The 16666-nt window shown below is 70.4% G+C and carries 16 protein-coding genes; 2 read left to right on the plus strand and 14 right to left on the minus strand.

The window, feature by feature from the left end; all coding sequences use genetic code 11:
- Positions 1 to 7 precede the first annotated feature (7 nt).
- The 13 genes from ACFO0C_RS37105 to metX all read right to left on the minus strand — a co-directional run bounded on the left by ACFO0C_RS37105 (position 8) and on the right by metX (position 12647).
- Complete coding sequence (locus tag ACFO0C_RS37105) at positions 8 to 1309, minus strand: ammonium transporter (RefSeq protein ID WP_378071457.1); 1302 nt, start codon at positions 1307 to 1309, stop codon at positions 8 to 10.
- Positions 1310 to 1384: 75 nt separating this feature from the next.
- On the minus strand, positions 1385 to 2032 hold the full coding sequence (locus tag ACFO0C_RS37110) for a helix-turn-helix domain-containing protein (RefSeq protein ID WP_378071458.1): 648 nt from the start codon (positions 2030 to 2032) through the stop codon (positions 1385 to 1387).
- Entirely contained in the window at positions 2033 to 2698 is a 666-nt protein-coding gene (locus tag ACFO0C_RS37115; RefSeq protein ID WP_378071459.1) for a DUF4166 domain-containing protein, read from the minus strand. It lies immediately after the preceding gene.
- On the minus strand, positions 2695 to 3348 hold the full coding sequence (locus ACFO0C_RS37120; RefSeq protein ID WP_378071460.1) for an SRPBCC family protein: 654 nt from the start codon (positions 3346 to 3348) through the stop codon (positions 2695 to 2697). Before ACFO0C_RS37120 ends, ACFO0C_RS37115 begins: the two co-directional genes overlap by 4 nt.
- 57 nt (positions 3349 to 3405) lie before the next feature.
- Complete coding sequence (locus ACFO0C_RS37125; protein ID WP_378071461.1) at positions 3406 to 4509, minus strand: FAD-dependent oxidoreductase; 1104 nt, start codon at positions 4507 to 4509, stop codon at positions 3406 to 3408.
- Positions 4510 to 4549: 40 nt separating this feature from the next.
- A complete protein-coding gene (locus ACFO0C_RS37130) occupies positions 4550 to 5869 on the minus strand; it encodes an FMN-binding glutamate synthase family protein (protein ID WP_378071462.1) in 1320 nt (439 codons plus the stop codon).
- A complete protein-coding gene (locus ACFO0C_RS37135) occupies positions 5869 to 6531 on the minus strand; it encodes a hypothetical protein (RefSeq protein WP_378071463.1) in 663 nt (220 codons plus the stop codon). The genes ACFO0C_RS37130 and ACFO0C_RS37135 overlap by 1 nt, the downstream gene beginning before the upstream one ends.
- The gene (locus ACFO0C_RS37140) at positions 6519 to 7370 is read right to left on the minus strand and encodes a hypothetical protein (protein ID WP_378071464.1); all 852 of its coding nucleotides are present in this window, start codon (positions 7368 to 7370) and stop codon (positions 6519 to 6521) included. Before ACFO0C_RS37140 ends, ACFO0C_RS37135 begins: the two co-directional genes overlap by 13 nt.
- A 16-nt stretch (positions 7371 to 7386) precedes the next feature.
- Positions 7387 to 8715 carry a type III glutamate--ammonia ligase gene (gene glnT / locus ACFO0C_RS37145; RefSeq protein ID WP_378071465.1) on the minus strand — a complete coding sequence of 443 codons (1329 nt, stop codon included), beginning with the start codon at positions 8713 to 8715 and terminating at the stop codon, positions 7387 to 7389.
- Positions 8716 to 8843: 128 nt separating this feature from the next.
- Positions 8844 to 9680, minus strand: a complete 837-nt coding sequence (locus tag ACFO0C_RS37150) for an SGNH/GDSL hydrolase family protein (protein ID WP_378071466.1) — start codon at positions 9678 to 9680, stop codon at positions 8844 to 8846.
- A gap of 89 nt (positions 9681 to 9769) precedes the next feature.
- The gene (locus ACFO0C_RS37155) at positions 9770 to 10240 is read right to left on the minus strand and encodes a CoA-binding protein (protein WP_378071467.1); all 471 of its coding nucleotides are present in this window, start codon (positions 10238 to 10240) and stop codon (positions 9770 to 9772) included.
- On the minus strand, positions 10237 to 11535 hold the full coding sequence (locus tag ACFO0C_RS37160) for an O-acetylhomoserine aminocarboxypropyltransferase/cysteine synthase family protein (RefSeq protein WP_378071468.1): 1299 nt from the start codon (positions 11533 to 11535) through the stop codon (positions 10237 to 10239). The genes ACFO0C_RS37155 and ACFO0C_RS37160 overlap by 4 nt, the downstream gene beginning before the upstream one ends.
- Positions 11532 to 12647: a homoserine O-acetyltransferase MetX gene (gene metX, locus ACFO0C_RS37165; protein ID WP_378071469.1), complete on the minus strand. Its 1116-nt coding sequence runs from the start codon at positions 12645 to 12647 to the stop codon at positions 11532 to 11534. The genes ACFO0C_RS37160 and metX overlap by 4 nt, the downstream gene beginning before the upstream one ends.
- A gap of 87 nt (positions 12648 to 12734) precedes the next feature.
- Here metX and ACFO0C_RS37170 point away from each other — a divergent pair, with 87 nt between their 5' ends.
- The gene (locus ACFO0C_RS37170; protein ID WP_378071470.1) at positions 12735 to 13280 is read left to right on the plus strand and encodes an OsmC family protein; all 546 of its coding nucleotides are present in this window, start codon (positions 12735 to 12737) and stop codon (positions 13278 to 13280) included.
- A gap of 2 nt (positions 13281 to 13282) precedes the next feature.
- On the plus strand, positions 13283 to 14491 hold the full coding sequence (locus ACFO0C_RS37175; RefSeq protein ID WP_378071471.1) for an NAD(P)-binding domain-containing protein: 1209 nt from the start codon (positions 13283 to 13285) through the stop codon (positions 14489 to 14491).
- On the opposite strand, the gene ACFO0C_RS37180 is transcribed toward ACFO0C_RS37175, so the two are convergent.
- Positions 14434 to 16647: a rhamnogalacturonan lyase gene (locus ACFO0C_RS37180; RefSeq protein ID WP_378071472.1), complete on the minus strand. Its 2214-nt coding sequence runs from the start codon at positions 16645 to 16647 to the stop codon at positions 14434 to 14436. The two genes, ACFO0C_RS37175 and ACFO0C_RS37180, sit on opposite strands and share 58 nt — an antisense overlap.
- Positions 16648 to 16666: the final 19 nt, after the last annotated feature.

Below are 16666 nucleotides of genomic sequence, written 5' to 3' on the forward strand. Positions count from 1 at the left end.
CCGTTCCTCAGGAGACCGGGGCCAGCGCCGGAGCGGGGGTGCTCTCCGGGGTGTTCGCCTTGCCCTCCAGGTCGTAGGCGACCTCCGCGTGCTCGACCAGGTCGACGCCTTCGGCCTCCTTCTCCGTGGACAGCCGCAGGCCGATCGTCTTCTGCAGCGCGAACGCGATCACCCAGGTGACCGCGAAGGAGTAGACCAGCACCGCGAGTGCCGCGACGGTCTGCTTGCCGAGCAGCCCGAACCCGCCGCCGTAGAACAGGCCGGCCTGGCCGCTGGGCGCGTCCGCGACGCCGAACAGGCCGATCAGGACGGTGCCGATCAGGCCGCCGGCGAGGTGGACGCCGACGACGTCGAGGGAGTCGTCGTAGCCGAACCGGTACTTGAGGGCGACGGCGAGCGGGCACACCGCCCCGGCGATCGCGCCGATGGCCAGGGCGCCGAGCGGGCTGACCGCGCCGCAGGCCGGGGTGATCGCGACGAGGCCGGCGATCGCACCGGACATGCCGCCGAGCGTGGTGGCGTGCCCGTCACGCAGCTTCTCCACCAGCAGCCAGGCCAGGATCGCCGCGCACGTGGCGTTGAACGTGGTCAGCATGACGATGGACGCGCTGTTGCCGGCCGCCAGGGCCGAGCCGCCGTTGAAGCCGAACCATCCGAACCACAGCATCCCGGCGCCGAGCGCGACGAACGGCAGCGCGTTGGGCCGGGCCTGCGACGGCCACCCGGTGCGCTTGCCGACCACCAGGACCAGGGCGAGCGCGGCGACACCGGCGTTCATGTGGACTGCCGTGCCGCCCGCGAAGTCGACGGCGGCGAGCTTGTTGGCGATCCAGCCGCCGATCACGCTGCCGTCGGCGGCGTCGAACGCGAACACCCAGTGCGCGACCGGGAAGTAGACGAACGTCGCCCACAGGCCGGTGAAGAGCAGCCACGGTCCGAACCGGATCCGGTCGGCGACGGCACCCGCGATCAGGGCCGTGGTGATCACCGCGAAGAGGGCCTGGAAGATAGCCACGAGGGCCGGTGGGAGGGTCGCCTCGGGGTCGCCGGCGACCATCGCACCGAGCCCGGCGTGCTCGGTCAGGTCACCGAGAAGGCCGAGCCCGCCGTAGGAGTCGCCGAAGACGGCGGAGAAGCCGAACAGGGTCCACAGGACGCCGACGACGGCGACGCTGCCGAACACCATCATGATCATGTTGAGGACGGAACGGGCGCCGACCATGCCGCCGTAGAACAGGGCGAGGCCAGGGATCATGAGTGCGACGGCCATCGAGGCCGCGAGGATGAATGCGGTGCTGCCGACGTCCAAGAGAGGCGGTCCTTTGTCTACTGGGAGTGTCCGGAGTCTTATCCCAGTAGACGTAAAGACTGTTAAGGCCGCGTATCAGCGGTGCGGCGCGACCGTATCCGGGAAGGCGATCACCGACAGGAACCGGATCGGCAGCTCGATCAGGTCGGCCGGGCCGTGCGCGCCCTCCCCGTCCATCTGCAGCGAGTCACCCGCGGTGAGCCGGTGCACCGACCGGCCGTGCGCATAGTCCATGACCCCTTCGAGCATGTAGATGAACTCCGTCCCCGGATGCTGGAACAGCGGATACGTCTCGCTCTTGGCGGTCAGCGTGACATGCAGGCACTCCAGGCGCCGGTGCTCCCCGCGCAGCGACCCGAGCAGCAGGTACTCATGGCCGGCCTGCGAGCCGTCCCGGACGATCGCGGTGCCGCCCCCGGCCGGCACGAAGGACGACGGACGCTCCCGGTCGGCGCCCCGGAACAGGCTGGTCACCGGCACGTCCAGGCCGTCCGCGAGCGCGCCGAGCGTGCCCAGGCTGCATGAGGTCTGCGCATTTTCGATCTTCGACAGCATGGCCTTGGAGATGCCGACCCGGGTGGCCAGCTCGGCGACCGTCAAACCGTACTGAATGCGCAGCTCGCGCACGTTGCGCCCGATCGCCACCTCGAGTTCGAGGCCGCCGACCGGTTCGCCGGAGGCCCGTTCCCGGGCCGTCCCGGTGTCATTGCGAAGGATAGTCACCTAGACAGTCTCCCGCAGCGGCCGGACCGCGGCCGGAACCGGCGCCCCGGCCGGCACGTACCCGGCCGTGAAGCTGCCGTGATAGCCGAAGAGCGGCCCGAAACGACGGTTCGTGACGGTCACCCGGATCCGGAACCGCTGCGCCCACTCGTCCCACAACTCGTGCACCTCGGCGTCCCCGCGGATCAGCGCCGGGCACCCGAACCCGCCGCGGAACATCTGCGCCCCGCTACGGATCCGCAGCCCACCACGGCCGTCGGCGGACACGTCCAGGTCGACGGCGAGATGCTGGGTGGTGCCGAGATAGTCGACGGGAACCCGGCGGTCCGGGTCGTAGACCATCGTCGCGTCGAAACGGCGGCGCCGGTGCGGCCCCACCTGGAAGGTCCGCACGAAGGTGAGCGCCGGTCGGCCGAAACTGTCCTGGTAGGCGTAGTTCTCGATGGTGAACGGCACGTCGGCGCCGGTCTCCGGGAACAGGATGTGCCGCAGTGTCCCGACATGCAGGAACGGCGCGGTGAACGCCCCGCCACGCCAGATCCGGTCCATCGTCCCGGCGCCGACGCATCCCTGGTCCCGCTCGCCGTCGACCCCGAAACGCCGCTGCAGGTTCGGATGCAGGCGGTCGAAATCGTCACCGAGAGCATGCTGAAAGACCGAGGTCATCGCTGGTCACCCTTTCCGGGCCGGCGCCGGCATCGCCGGGCGGCAGGCGTCTTCCGATGCGGGGGTACGGCTACGGCGAAGACCGTGGCCAGCAGAAGGCTCCAGGGCCGTCCATCGACTGTGGCGGCGACGACCAGCCCGCCCCGCAGGAGCAGTTCGGCCGCCGCGTGCAGCCGGGCCCGCTCCGGCGGCACACCATGTTCGAGCCAGATCCGCAGACGGTCGAACGACCAGGCCGTCGCCCACCCGAACACCGGCCCGAACCCGAGATCGAACCATCGCCCGAGCCGTCCCCAGCGCGTGCGGTAGCGATATCCCGTGAGGAACCGGACTCCGCCGTCGACCGGCACATATCGCCAGTAGCCCGCCCCGTCCCGAATCGGCGACCGCCGATCATCCGACCCGAACCGCAGCGACGACACGGCTTCCCCGTCACGCCGCCGCTCGCCACCGTGCACCCCGAAGCCGGCGATCTCCACCCCCGGCAGCACGGCGGTGGCATAGGTGAACTCGGCCGGTGCGGTCCCGGCGACCGCCTCGATCCGCCCGAACCTGACATCCCACCGGGCATGCTCGCGATGGTCCTGGGTCGCTCCCCAGACGCGCTCCAGCGGAGCCGCGATCACCGTTTCCACGTAAACGCTGCCCACGACGCCTCCACACCAGTTTTGAGCACGTGCTCAAACTAGCCCCTTTTAAGCGATCGCTCAACCCTTCGGCGGAACACGGAAACGATCGGCCGGTGGCGCGAGGCCCAGGGCGGAGTCCGCGATGAGGGCGCCGAGCAGTGGGGCGAACTTGGCGCCGTGACCCGAGCACGGGGAGGCGACGGTGAACGGGCCGGCCGTGTCGATGACGAAATCCTCGGTCGGGGTCATGGTGAAGACGCAGGTGGTCTCGGCGTACGGCTCGGGGATCAGACCGGGCAGGTACTCCGCGACGTACTCGACGACCCGCCGGCGGTTGGCCGGGTCCACGATGCCGTCGTTGCCCGACGCTGACGGGATGTCGGTCCCGCCCAGGTATTCGGCCACCTTGTGGCCGCGGTGATCGGCGTCGCGGCCGCCCGGCAGCGAGTAGGTCGCGATGTCTCCCCGCTTGTGCACCGACGTCGGCCAGGCGGCGCCCGGATCGCGGTACGGGAAGTGGAACGCCTGCTCCTTGGTGATCCGCAGCGGCGGGAGCCGGAACGGCAGGTCGGCGGCGAGTGACGGCAGCCATCCGCCGGCGGCCACGATCACGTGGTCCACGGTCAGTTCGTCGCCGTGCGCGGACCGGATCGAGACACGGCCGGAGCCGGGTATCAGCCGGGTCACCGTCCAGTCGGTCAGGACCGTCGCGCCGGCCGACCGGGCCAGCGCGATCATGGCGTTCACCGACGATGCGGCGTCGATCACCCCGGCGCCGGGCTGCCACAGCACCGGGCCGTCGACGTGCATGCCCGGCCAGCGGGACGCGGCCTGCGAGGCGGTCAGCAGTTCGTGCTCGACACCGATCGACGTCAGGACACCGGCCAGGTGAACGGGGTCGCGCTGTGCGCCGAAGTCGATCGCCCCGACGTAGCGGATCAGCGGGACGTCGGCTGCCTGGGACAGTTCGTCCCAGTGGGCCCGGGCCTCGGCGACCAGGTTCGCGTAGAACGGGTCCGGGTAGGCGTACCGGAAGATTCTCGCCGAGCCGTGCGAACTGCCCTGCCGGTTGGCGGGCGTCGCCCGCTCGAGAACCGTGACCCGCTCACCGCGCTGAGCCAGCCGCCACGCCGTCGCCGCCCCGGCGAGCCCGGCCCCGACGACGGCGAACGAGCGGGTCACCGTGCCGCTCCCGGAGCCCGGCCGGAGGTGTAGGTGCGGGTCACTGTGCCGCTCCCGGGATCCACGAGGTGCCGGCCAGGGGGACCCGGGCCATCGCGGCGGCCTCGATCGTGACCGCGACCAGGTCCTCCGGCTCCAGGTGGGTGACGTGGGCCTTACCGCAGGCCCGCGCGATCGTCTGCGCCTCCATGGTGAGGACCCGCAGGTAGTTGGCGAGCCGCCGGCCGCCCTCGACCGGGTCCAGCCGGGCGGCCAGCTCCGGGTCCTGGGTGGTGATGCCGGCCGGGTCCCGGCCGTCCTGGAAGTCGTCGTAGAAGCCGGCCGCCGAGCCGAGCGCCTCGTACTCGGCGGACCAGCGCGGGTCGTTGTCGCCGAGGGCGATCAGCGCCGCGGTGCCGATGGCGACCGCGTCGGCGCCGAGGGCGAGGGCCTTGGCGACGTCGGCGCCGGTACGGATCCCGCCCGACACGATCAACTGGACACCCCCGGCCCCCTGCCGGTGCACGCCGAGTTCCTGCAGCGCCTGCACGGCCTGGGGCAGGGCGGCGAGGGTGGGGATGCCGACGTGCTCGATGAACACGTCCTGGGTGGCGGCCGTCCCGCCCTGCATCCCGTCGACGACGACCACGTCCGCCCCGGCGTGCACGGCGAGCTTGACGTCGTAGTAGGTCCGGGTCGCGCCGACCTTCACGTAGATCGGCTTCTCGTAGTCGGTGATCTCCCGCAGTTCCTGGATCTTGATGGTGAGGTCGTCCGGCCCGGTCCAGTCCGGGTGCCGGCAGGCGCTGCGCTGGTCGATGCCCTGCGGGAGGGTCCGCATCGCCGCCACCCGAGAGTTGATCTTCTGCCCGAGCAGCATGCCACCGCCGCCGGGTTTCGCACCCTGCCCGAGCACGATCTCGATGGCGTCGGCCCGTCGCAGGTCGTCCGGGTTCATCCCGTACCGGGACGGCAGGTACTGGTACACCAGGTGTTTGGACTGGCCGCGCTCCTCCGGCGTCATGCCCCCGTCGCCGGTGGTGGTGCTGGTCCCGACCTCCGACGCACCGCGCCCGAGCGCCTCCTTGGCCTGCGCCGACAGCGCCCCGAAACTCATCCCGGCGATGGTCACCGGGATGTCCAGGTGCAGCGGGTACTCGGCGTTGCGCCCGCCGAGCACGACATCGGTCCCGCACGACTCCCGATAGCCCTCCAGCGGGTAGCGGGACATGCTCGCCCCGAGGAACAGCAGGTCGTCGAAGTGCGGCAGCGCCCGTTTGGCACCCCAGCCCCGGATGTCGTAGACGCCGGTGGCCGCCGCCCGCTGGATGGCGTGGATGGTCGCCCGGTCGAAGGTCGCCGATTCGCGGAGATGGCTCATCAGTAGTCGTTCCCTGCCTGGAAGTGGTAGAGCTGCCGGGCCGATCCGTAGCGGGTGTAGTCGGCGGTGTCGTCGTCCGGCCAGCCCGCCCGGTCGAGGAGTTCGCGCAGCTCGGCGTGGTGTTCTGGGCGCATGTCCTTGGCGATGCAGTCGGCGCCGAGCGACGACACCTTGCCGCGGACGTAGAGGCGGGCCTCGTAGATCGAGTCGCCGAGGGCCTCCCCGGCGTCGCCGCGGACCACCAGGCGCCCGGCCTGGGCCATGAACGCGCTCATGTGACCGATGCTGCCACCGACCACGATGTCCACGCCCTTCATCGAGATTCCGCAGCGGGCCGCCGCGTCGCCGGTGATCACCAGCAGGCCGCCGTGGGCGGTGGCACCGGCCGACTGGGAGGCGTTGCCGTTGACCCGTACGCTGCCGCTCATCATGTTCTCGGCGACGCCGACGCCCGCGTTGCCGTTGATGACCACGTCGGCGAGCTGGTTCATCCCGGCCGCGTAGTAGCCGCAGTGCCCGTCGATCGTGACGGCCAGCGGGGTCCGCAGGCCGGCGGCGACACTGTGCTTGCCGTTCGGGGCGGTGATGGTCACGGTCCCGGTTTCGAGGCGGTGCAGGGCGCGGTTGACGCCGCTCGCCATGGCGTAGGTCAGCGTGTCCATGCGTAGATCCGTTCCGGCTCGGGTTCGAAGATGCGGGCCTGTTCGATGCCGGGCAGGCCGACGAGAGCGCGGTACTCCGACGCCATCGCGACCCACGCGTCGGTCTCGGCGACGACGGCGGGTTTGCAGGCGATCGCGTCACGGACCACGGCGAACGAGTCCCGATTGGACACGAGCAGCGTGTAGAAACCGTCGAACTCGGCACACAGGCTCTTCAGTGCCGACTCGATGTCCCGGCCGTCGGCGAGCGCCTGCGCCACGTACCGGGCGCCGACCTCGGTGTCGTTCTCGCTGTCGAACACCACGCCACGGGCCCGGAGGTGGCGGCGGATGGTGGCGTGGTTGGCGAACGAGCCGTTGTGCACGAGGCACTGGTCGGGGCCGACCGCGTACGGGTGCGCGCCGGCCGGGGTGACCGCCGACTCGGTGGCCATCCGGGTGTGCCCGACGCCCTGCCAGCCCTGGGCCCGCTCCAGGCCGAACGCGGTCGCCAGGTCCCGGGGGTGGCCGACACCCTTGAGCACGGTCAGTTCCTCACCGAACCCGGCGATCGGCAGGCCCGGCAGCCGGGCCAGGAGATCGCCGACCGGCATCGGGGCGTGCACGACCTGCACCTCGCCGAGGTCGATGACGGTGGCGCCGTCGATCGCCGGAACCGACGGGGCCAGCACGGTCACCGTCGCGTGGCCGGGCGGCGACCAGACCGGATCGCCGTAGACGGCCACCCCGGCCGAGTCGGCGCCCCGCTCGGACATCTCGCACAGCATGCCGGTGAGCAGTTCGCCGAGCCGCGGATACAGGTCGGGGTCTCGTAGGTGGAGACCGACGATTCCACACATCGCGGTGCATCCCCTTTCAGAACGCTTGCAGGTACTGGTTGATCTCCCAGGGCGACACAGCGCTGTGCCAGGCGAAGAACTCCTCGCGCTTGAGCTGGGCGAAGTAGGCGGCCACGCCCCCGCCGACGGCGTCGAGCACGCCGGTCAGCAGGTCGTCGGCCTCGAACGCACTCACGGCGTCGAGCAGGGTCAGCGGCAGCGGGCCGCCCTTGGACTCGCCGGCGCCGGGGCGCCCCGGATCCAGTGAACGGGCGATGCCGTCCAGGCCCGCGCCCAGGGCTCCGGCGATCGCCAGGTACGGGTTCGCCGATCCGTCACCGCCACGCAGCTCGACACGCTGGTCGTCGGGTACCCGTACGTAATGGGTCCGGTCGTTGCCGCCGTAGGTGGCGTGTCGCGGTGACCAGGACGCTCCGGATGTGGTGGCGACCGCCCCGGTCCGCTTGTAGGAGTTGACCGTGGGTGCGAGCAGGGCCTGGAGGGCGCAGGCGTGTTCGAGCACCCCGGCCACGAACGAATACGCCTCCGGCGACAACCCCAGACCCCGATCGTCGTCGGCGGTGGGAAAGACCCGCTGCTCACCCGCGGTGAGCGACATGTGCAGGTGCAATCCGTTCCCGGTACGGTCGGCGAACGGCTTGGGCATGAAGGTGGCGGTCATCCCGCGCTGCTCGGCGAGCATGGTCAGCAGGTAGCGCAGGGTGATCACGCGGTCGGCGGTGGTGAGGGCGTCGGCGTACTCGAAGTTCTGCTCGAACTGCCCGTTGCCGTCCTCGTGGTCGTTGGCGTAGTTGCCCCAGCCCAGTTCGTTCATCGCCGAGGAGATCGCGGTGAGGTGCTCGTACATCCGGGTCACGCCACGGGCGTCGTAGCAGGGCTGCGCGGCGGTGTCGAGCGCGTCGGCCGGCCGGATGCCGCCCTTGCCGTCGCGTTCGACCAGGAAGTACTCGACCTCGGCACCCACCCACGGGGTGTATCCGGCGTCGGCGGCCCGGGTCAGCACCGCTTTGAGGATGTTGCGGGGCGCGAACCGCCACGGCTCGCCGCCGACGTGCGGGTCGCAGTGCACGATCGCCAGACCCGGTTTGAGGAACGGCACCGGGGTGAACGACGACGGGTCGGGGATGGCCATCAGGTCGGGGTCGCGGGGCTGCTGGCCGATCGCGCCGACCGCGTATCCGGCGAAGCCGACACCCTCGGTGGCCAGTGTCTCGACCGCTTCGACCGGGACGAGCTTGGCGCACGGCTTGCCGCGCAGGTCGACGAAGAGCGCCAGGATGAAGCGGACGTCCGCGGCTGCGGCACGTTGTGCGAGTTCAGAAACCGGTGACGATGCCTGTGACACGTGACCTCCCCTGAAGAAGATTCTTCACAAGAAACTCTGTTTCGCAAGAGTGAACAGAATCTCTGTTACGGGAGGTCGCCGGATCTGTTACGTCCCCGGCACCGCGATGCCGGGGACGGGAACCGTCGTCAGGCGCGGTCGGTCAGGCCGCTCCCGGCGATCGCCGGCAGGTAACCGCGGGCCTGGCCGGTCGCGGTCGGGTGCAGAACCCGGTTGTCACGCATGCCCTCGGCGCCGACCAGCCACGGCTTGCGGCTGCACAGGCCGTGCGCCGCGAAGCCCGGCTCGACGTCGACGAAGCGGACCTTGTTGCGGGCGGCGGCCGCGGCGATCGCCGCGTTCAGGCGGGTGACCACGTGATTGGCGCGGGCCCGGACCCGCAGCGTCAGCGGCACCGACGGGCACTTCGGGCTCTTGGCGAACGGCAGCGGATAGCCGGTGATGACGATGCGCGCGTTCGGCGCGGCGGCGGTGACGGCGCGTAGCATGCGGTGCAGGCCGCGCGGCAGGTCCTCGGCCAGCCGGCGGTTGACCGCCAGGTTGTCGCTCTGGCAGGCGGCGTTCGCGAGCCGGTTCATGCAGGTCGCGAGCAGCTGCCTGAGCTGGAGGTCGTTGGCGCCGGCGGTGATGGTGACCAGCTGGGTCCGCCGGCTCAGTACGGACGCCTGACGAATCACGTCGGCGGTCGTGGCGCCGGTGCAGGCGGCGTTGCGCACCGAGATGCCGCCGTGCGCCTCGCGCGCGAGCAGAGCCGGGTAGGCGGCGCCGTTGCGGCCGCACTTGTCGCTGGTCGGCGCGGCGCCGAAGCCGGCGGCGTAGGAGTCACCGAGCGCGACGTACTGGAGCGGTGCCGGGGCGACGGCCACGGCCACGGCGGTCGCGGGGGCGGCCCAGGCGGTGGCGGTCAGTGCGGCGGTCGCACAGACGGCGACGACGCGCTGGAAGATCGCGGTGGGTTTGGACATTGCGGGTCTCCGTATTCGGTGCGGTGTGTGCGCGGTGAACCGGGGAGGGCTCACAATCGGACAAACGCCCCAAACAACGAAAAGTCACCCTATTGGAGACCGGACCGTACCGAGGTTATCCGCTGGGTGTTGAAGCCGAGCCAATGCATCCGGCCGACGTAGCGGGCGTGCTCGACCTTCAGGCAGCGGTCCATGATCACGGTCAGGCCGCCGGCCTCGGCGATGTCCGCGCCCTCCTGGTTGACCACTCCGAACTGGGTCCACAGCGCGCCCGCCCCGGCCGCCACCGCGTCGGTCGCGATCTGTGGCAGCGCGGCCGGCGCCCGGAACACGTTCACCACGTCGATCGGCACCGGCACGTCGGCCAGCGACGGGTAGGACACCTCGCCGAGGATCGACGACTCCCGCGGATTGACCGGGATCACCCGATAGCCGTGCCGTTTCATGTAGTAGCCGACGAAATAGCTGGCCCGTAGCTCGTTGCCGGACAGCCCGACGATCGCGATCGTCCTCGCCGAGTTGAGCACCCGCTGGATCGTCAGCGCGTCCTGATAGCTCACGACCGCACCCCCTCGAAGGCCTGCGTCAGGTCCCAGATCAGATCGTCCACGCTCTCGGTGCCCACCGACAGCCGGACCGTGCCCGGGCCGACGCCGGCGGCCCGCAGTTCCTCGTCGCTGAGCTGCCGGTGCGTGGTGCTCGCCGGATGGATGATCAGGCTCTTCGCGTCACCGACGTTCGCCAGGTGCGACCAGAGCTGCACGCCGCGGATCAGGTCCTGCCCGCCGTCACGGCCACCGGCCACGTCGAACGAGAACACCGCGCCCGGCCCGAGCGGCAGATACTTCTCCACCAGCGACTTGTACCGGCTGTCCGGCAGCCCGGCGTAGGTGATGTTCGACGCCAGCGGATGGCCGGCCAGGAAGGACGCGATGCGCCGGGCGTTGGCCACGTGCCGGTCCATCCGCAGCGACAGCGTCTCCAGGCCCTGCAGGAACAGGAACGCGTTGAACGGCGACAACGCCCCGCCCAGGTCGCGCAGCGTCTCCGCCCGCAACTTCATCAGATAGCCGTAGGTCCCGAACGTCTCATGGAACTTCAATCCGTGGTACGCCGGGGACGGCTCCGCCACCACCGGGAAGCGCCCGTTCGACCAGTCGAAGGTGCCGGCCTCGACGACCACCCCGCCGATGCTGGTCCCGTGCCCGCCGATGAACTTGGTCGCCGAGTGCACCACGATGTCCGCGCCCCATTCGATCGGCCGGCACAGGTAGGGCGTGGCGAACGTGTTGTCCACGATCAGGGGCAGCTCGTGCTCGTGCGCGACCCGGGCGATCGCCTCGATGTCGAGCACGTTCCCACCGGGGTTGCCGATGGTCTCGCCGAAGAACGCCTTCGTGTTCTCCCGCACCGCCTTGCCCCACGCCGACGTGTCGTCCGGGTCCACCCACGACAACTCGACGTTCATCTTGCGCAGCAGGTGCTTGAGCTGGTTGACGGTGCCGCCGTAGAGCGCCTGCGACGCGACCACGTGGTCACCCGGTTCCAGCAGCGTGAACAGTGCCGCCGCCTGGGCCGCGATCCCGCTGGCGAAGGCGACCGCCCCGCTGCCGCCCTCCAGGTTCGCCACCCGCTCCTCGAAGACCGCGGTCGTCGGATTCATGATCCGGGAGTACGTGTTGCCGTACTCCTGGAGGTTGAAGTAGGCCGCCGCCGACTCCGGATCCTCGAAGACGTAGCTGGTGGTCTGGAAGATCGGCACTGCCCGGGCGCCGGTGTTCGGGTCGGGCCGCTGCCCGGCGTGCAGCTGCCGGGTCTCGAACCCGAACTCGTGCGGCACTTCTTCTCTGCTCATGCCCTGCCTTCCAGGAATCGCCGGACGATCGGGGTCTGCCGGGCCTCTTCCAGCAGAAAGCAATCGTGCCCGTACGGCGCGTCGATCACGTGGTTCTCCACCGATTTACCGAGTTTCGTCAGCGTGTCGGCGATCTCCTGGGACGCGGCCGGCGGGTAGAGCCAGTCCGAGCTGAACGAGATCAGCAGCGTCCGGGCCCGCACGTCGTCGAGTGGCCCCAGCTCGAAATAGGTCAGCGCCCGGGACAGGTAGAGGTAGGTGTTGGCGTCGAACCGACGGACGAAGGCGGCAGCCTGGTGCCGCAGGTAGCTCTCCACCTCGAACTCGGGCTCGGTGATCGTGTAGTTGAGCCCGTCCCGGAGACGCCGGCCGAACTTCTCCGCCAGTCCCGGCGCGGAGAGGTAGGTGATGTGGCCGACCATCCGGGCCACACCCATCCCGGCGTCCGGCGAGCGGCCCGTGCCGTAGTAGCGACCGCCCTGCCAGTCCGGGTCCCGCATGATCGACTCGCGGGCGATGGCGTTCCAGGCCACCCCCTGCGGCTGTAACGCGTGCGTGGACGCGATCACCACGATCGCGTCGACCTGAGTCGGATACCGGACCGCCCATTCGAGTGCCTGCATCCCGCCGAGTGAACCGCCGGCCACCGCGGCGAGCCGGTCGATGCCGAGCTCGTCGAGGAACGCCCGCTCGCACCGGACCATGTCGGCCACCGTGATCACCGGGAAGTCCGGCCCGTACGGCTCACCGGTCGCCGGGTCGGTCGACGACGGCCCGGTGGTGCCCCGGCAGCCGCCCAGCAGGTTCGTCGACACCACGAAGTACCGGTCGGTGTCGAACGCCTTGCCCGGCCCGATCATGCCGTCCCACCAGCCCAGACCCTTGGCGTAGCCCTCGCGGGTGCCCTCCTCGGGCGGGCTCGCCGCGACGCCGGCGGCGTGCGCGTCACCGGACAGTGCGTGGCAGACCAGGATCACGTTGTCCCGATCGGGGGACAGCGTTCCGTACGTCTCGTAGGCCACCCGCACGCCGGTAAGGTCCCGTCCGCAGTCCAGTGGCAGCGGGCGGGGCAGGTCGAGAAAACGGGTCTCGACGACTCCGACGCTTTTCATGGCCCCCAACGCTAGGCCGGGACAAGATCATTGTCTAGTGTCCCGATGGGTGTTGTAGATCAAGGCGTCACCAGGGAGGATCCAGCCATGACCGTCACCGATAACGGAGTCAACGTCCAGGCGCTGCTCGACGCGCGTGAGGCCCTCAAGGGCGCGCCGGAGGCCGCCCAGTTCACCTGGCGGGCCACCTCCAAGTGGGACAAGGGCGTGCACAGCACCACCACCATCGAGAACTTCTACGGCCTCGGCGCCGAGCAGTCGCACAAGTCGAGGACCGAGTTCGCCGCCGACCACCCCGAGGTCTTCGCGGCCGAGGACAACGGCATCACCCCGATCGAGTACCTGCTGGTCGGCCTGGCCAGCTGCCTCACCGCCGGCGTCGCGTCGGTCGCCCAGAACCGGGGCGTCCAGCTGCGCTCGGTCACCGCCGTCGTCGAGGGCAACCACGACATCCGCGGCATCCTCGGCGACCCCGACGTGCGCAACGGCTACAACGACATCAAGGTCACCTTCAACATCGACGCCGACGCCTCCAAGGAGGACATCGAGGCGATCGTGGCCCAGTCGCAGAAGCGGTCGGCCGTCTTCGACGCGCTCACCAACCCGACCGACGTGACGGTCGAGGTCGCCTGACCTTGGGCGACAGCGTCACCACGGTCGTCGTCGGCGCGGGGCACGCCGGGCTGGCCGCCAGCCACTTCCTGCGGGCGCGGGGCGTCGACCACGTCGTCCTGGAACGCGGGCAGGTCGCGAACTCGTGGCGCACCGAGCGCTGGGACTCGCTGCGGCTGCTCACCCCCAACTGGCTGAGCCGGCTGCCCGGACAGGACTACGACGGCGACGACCCGGACGGGTACATGACGATGGCGGAGGTGGTCGCGTTCATCGAGCGCTTCGCCGCCGGGGCGCCCGTCCGGACCGGGGTGAACGTGACGTCGGTGCGGCGTACCGGCGAAGGGTTTGCCGTCGGTGACCTGCGGTGCCGGTCGGTGATCGTGGCCAGTGGCGCCTGCAACGTGCCGGTCGTGCCGGACTTCGGGGACCTCGGCGTCCATCAGGTCACGCCGTTCGGCTACCACAATCCCGACAAGCTGCCGGACGGCGGCGTGCTCGTCGTCGGCGCCTCGGCCACCGGCGTGCAGCTCGCCGCCGAGCTGCGGGCGGCCGGGCGGCACGTGGTGCTCTCGGTGGGGGAGCACACCCGGATGCCGCGCCGGCACCGCGACCGCGACGTGTTGTGGTGGATGCACGAGACCGGGCTGTGGGCGCAGCGTTACGACGAGGTGGAGGACCTCGACCGGGCCCGGCGGCTACCGTCGCCGCAGCTCGCCGGGGGCGCCGACGTCGACCTCAACACGCTGACCGACGCCGGGGTGGAGCTGGTCGGGCGGCTGGCCGCGGTGCGCGACGGGGTGGCGCTGTTCTCCGGCGGGCTGCGCAACGTGTGCTCGCTCGCCGACCTGAAGGCCAACCGGATGCTCGCCGGATTCGACGAGTGGGCCGGGCTGACCGGCCGGGTCCCGCTGGAACCGACGCGGGTTCCGGCCAAGCCCCGGCTGCGGCTCGACCTCGGCAGCGGCGAGATCAGCACGATTGTGTGGGCGACCGGGTTCCGGCCCGACCACTCCTGGCTGGACGTGCCGGTCCTCGACGAGAAGGGCCGGCTGCGCCACGACGGCGGCGTGACCGACATCCCCGGGCTGTACGCCCTGGGCCTGCCGGTGCTACGCCGCCGCCGGTCGACCTTCCTGCACGGGATCGAGGACGACGCCCGCTACGTGGTCGATCACCTGATCCGTACGTTGAGCGGCACCTTCGACCAGTCGGTGTCGGAGGCCAGGTAGAAGCTGGGGTAGGACGGCTGGTTGTAGGTGGTCTGCTGGCGGGCCACCTCCACCCGGTACTGCGGGTCCTGCATGAGCGTGTAGAGCTTGTGGTTCGTCACCTCGGTGCTCAGGTAGATCCGGATCGCCGAGCTGTCGGCGGTCCGGAGCAGCAGCTCCTCACGCCAGTCCCCGAGGACGTCGGCGACCAGGCCCGGGTTGCCCTTCGTCCCGTTGTTCGCCAGGGTCCCGTCGGCGGTCAGCAGCCGGCCTCGGGTCCAGTCGTCGATCGTCGGCGTGACGTCCAGCGCGCCGTTGACGATCTGCGTGGTCAGGTCGGCCGACCAGCGGATGCTCGCGTTCGTGCCGGGGATGGTGCTGGTCAGCACCTCGCCGGTGGCGCTGTGCAGGCCGAGCGCCTCGGAGCCGCCGGGCATGCTGGCCCACGACTCGACACCGCGCGTCCCCGGCAGCACGTCACCGACCATGCCGCGGCCGGTGTCACGCCCGGAGTACGTCCCGAACAGCACCTCGCCGGTCTTCGCGTCCCGCATCGCCATGCCGTACGGGGCCGAGGTCGCACCCTCGTGCACGGTGAAGATCTCCAGGCCGGGACGGTCCGGATCGATGTCGGTCACGTGCATGGCATCGCCGTGCCCGAGCCTGGCCACCGTCACGCCGTCCGGCAGTGTGTCGAACGACGAATACAGCACGTCACCGTCGTCGTCGATGGTGGCCGAGCCGTAGACGATCTCCTGCTTCCCGTCCTGATCGGCATCCGCCGCGCTCAGCGAATGGAAGCCCTGGGTGGTGATCTTCCCGTACTTCGCCGACGTGCCGTCACGCCCGTGCGGGGAGTCGTTGAACGGGTTCGTCATCGGCGTCCAGCCCGAGTCCACGTACCAGTCCTCGACCAGCTTGCGGCCGTTCCAGCGGTAGCTGACCAGCGTCGTGCGGGTGTAGTAGCCCCGGGCGAACACCGCCGACGGGTGCCGGCCGTCCAGGTAGGCGACCCCGGACAGGAACCGGTCGACCCGGTTGCCCGGCTCGATCCGGGCCATCGCGTAGTCGCCCCACATCAGGCCGTCGTCGTGGCGGCCCGGCTTGTACTCGATGGTCTGCAGCTCACGGCCGGTCGCGCCGTCGAAGACGGTCAGATATTCCGGGCCGTCGACGATGAAACCCTCGAAGGCGCGCAGGACGTTGCGGGCGCTGCGGGACGGGGCGTAGACGTCCATGAAGTAGTCGGTCAGCTTCTCGGCGTCCGTGCGGCTCAGCGGGTACTGATACTGCGGGGCGATGCCGAACGCCTGCTCCAGCGTCGCCGGCCAGTTTCCCGCCACCACCTCGGGATGCCTGTCCCAGCCGAGGAACATCTGCACGACGTGCTCGTAGTATCCGGCCGCACTCAGCCGGTAGTCCTCGGTGGGGGAGTGACCCGGGGTCGTGATGAAACGCTCCCGGCCGTCCCGGATCGTCTTCGTGCCCGGGGCGGTCTTCATCATCATCTCCGAGCGGCCGTCGCCGTCGAAGTCGTACACCAGGAACTGGGTGTAGTGGGCGCCGGCCCGGATGTTCACGCCCAGGTCGATGCGGTGCAGCAGGGTGCCGTCGGCCCGGTAGGTGTCGACGTAGACCGGGCCGGTGTAACCGACCTGTGAGACGTCCTTCGAGTTCGACGGGTCCCACTTGACGATGTACTCGTACCGGCCGTCACCGTCCACGTCGCCGACGCTCATGTCGTTGGCCGAGTAGGTGTACGCCCCGCCCACCGGGGTCACGCCGTCCTCCGGCTTCTGTAGGGGCAACTCCGTGTAGTTCGTCGCCCAGGGCGTGACCGTGTTCGAGCCGCTGACCCGGTACTTCGAGGTGGCGGTGCCGTCGCGGTCGAGGAAGTTGGTGCTGTCGGTGACGGTCGCGATCCGCCGGCCGTCACGGTAGACCGCGAAGTTCGCGCCGGTCAGGCCGGTCGCCGAGTGGCCGGTGGCCTCGTTCGCCAGCAGTCGCCAGCTCAGGAAAACGCCCTCGCTCGTCGCGGCCGCGACCAGGCCGCGGTCGAGACGTTCCATCTGCGGGCCGCGGGGCGGATGGGAGGCGGCGGGAGACGCGGGCAGGGCGGCGGCCAGGACGGCGGCCGCGACGCACGCTTTCCACAGTCTTCCGGTACGGGGACTCATGGGCTCGCATTCCTCTCGG

Origin of the sequence: Actinoplanes subglobosus, from assembly GCF_042650585.1 — a bacterium.
GTDB lineage: Bacteria > Actinomycetota > Actinomycetes > Mycobacteriales > Micromonosporaceae > Actinoplanes > Actinoplanes subglobosus.

What these genes read in the sequence shown, in the direction of transcription:
- ACFO0C_RS37115 (WP_378071459.1), bottom strand. Translation starts at nt 2,698, where the DNA reads ATGACCTCGGTCTTTCAGCATGCTCTCGGTGACGATTTCGACCGCCTG.
- ACFO0C_RS37130 (WP_378071462.1), bottom strand. Translation starts at nt 5,869, where the DNA reads ATGAGCCATCTCCGCGAATCGGCGACCTTCGACCGGGCGACCATCCAC.
- ACFO0C_RS37135 (WP_378071463.1), bottom strand. Translation starts at nt 6,531, where the DNA reads ATGGACACGCTGACCTACGCCATGGCGAGCGGCGTCAACCGCGCCCTG.
- ACFO0C_RS37140 (WP_378071464.1), bottom strand. Translation starts at nt 7,370, where the DNA reads ATGTGTGGAATCGTCGGTCTCCACCTACGAGACCCCGACCTGTATCCG.
- ACFO0C_RS37150 (WP_378071466.1), bottom strand. Translation starts at nt 9,680, where the DNA reads ATGTCCAAACCCACCGCGATCTTCCAGCGCGTCGTCGCCGTCTGTGCG.
- ACFO0C_RS37160 (WP_378071468.1), bottom strand. Translation starts at nt 11,535, where the DNA reads ATGAGCAGAGAAGAAGTGCCGCACGAGTTCGGGTTCGAGACCCGGCAG.
- metX (WP_378071469.1), bottom strand. Translation starts at nt 12,647, where the DNA reads ATGAAAAGCGTCGGAGTCGTCGAGACCCGTTTTCTCGACCTGCCCCGC.
- ACFO0C_RS37170 (WP_378071470.1), top strand. Translation starts at nt 12,735, where the DNA reads ATGACCGTCACCGATAACGGAGTCAACGTCCAGGCGCTGCTCGACGCG.
- ACFO0C_RS37180 (WP_378071472.1), bottom strand. Translation starts at nt 16,647, where the DNA reads ATGAGTCCCCGTACCGGAAGACTGTGGAAAGCGTGCGTCGCGGCCGCC.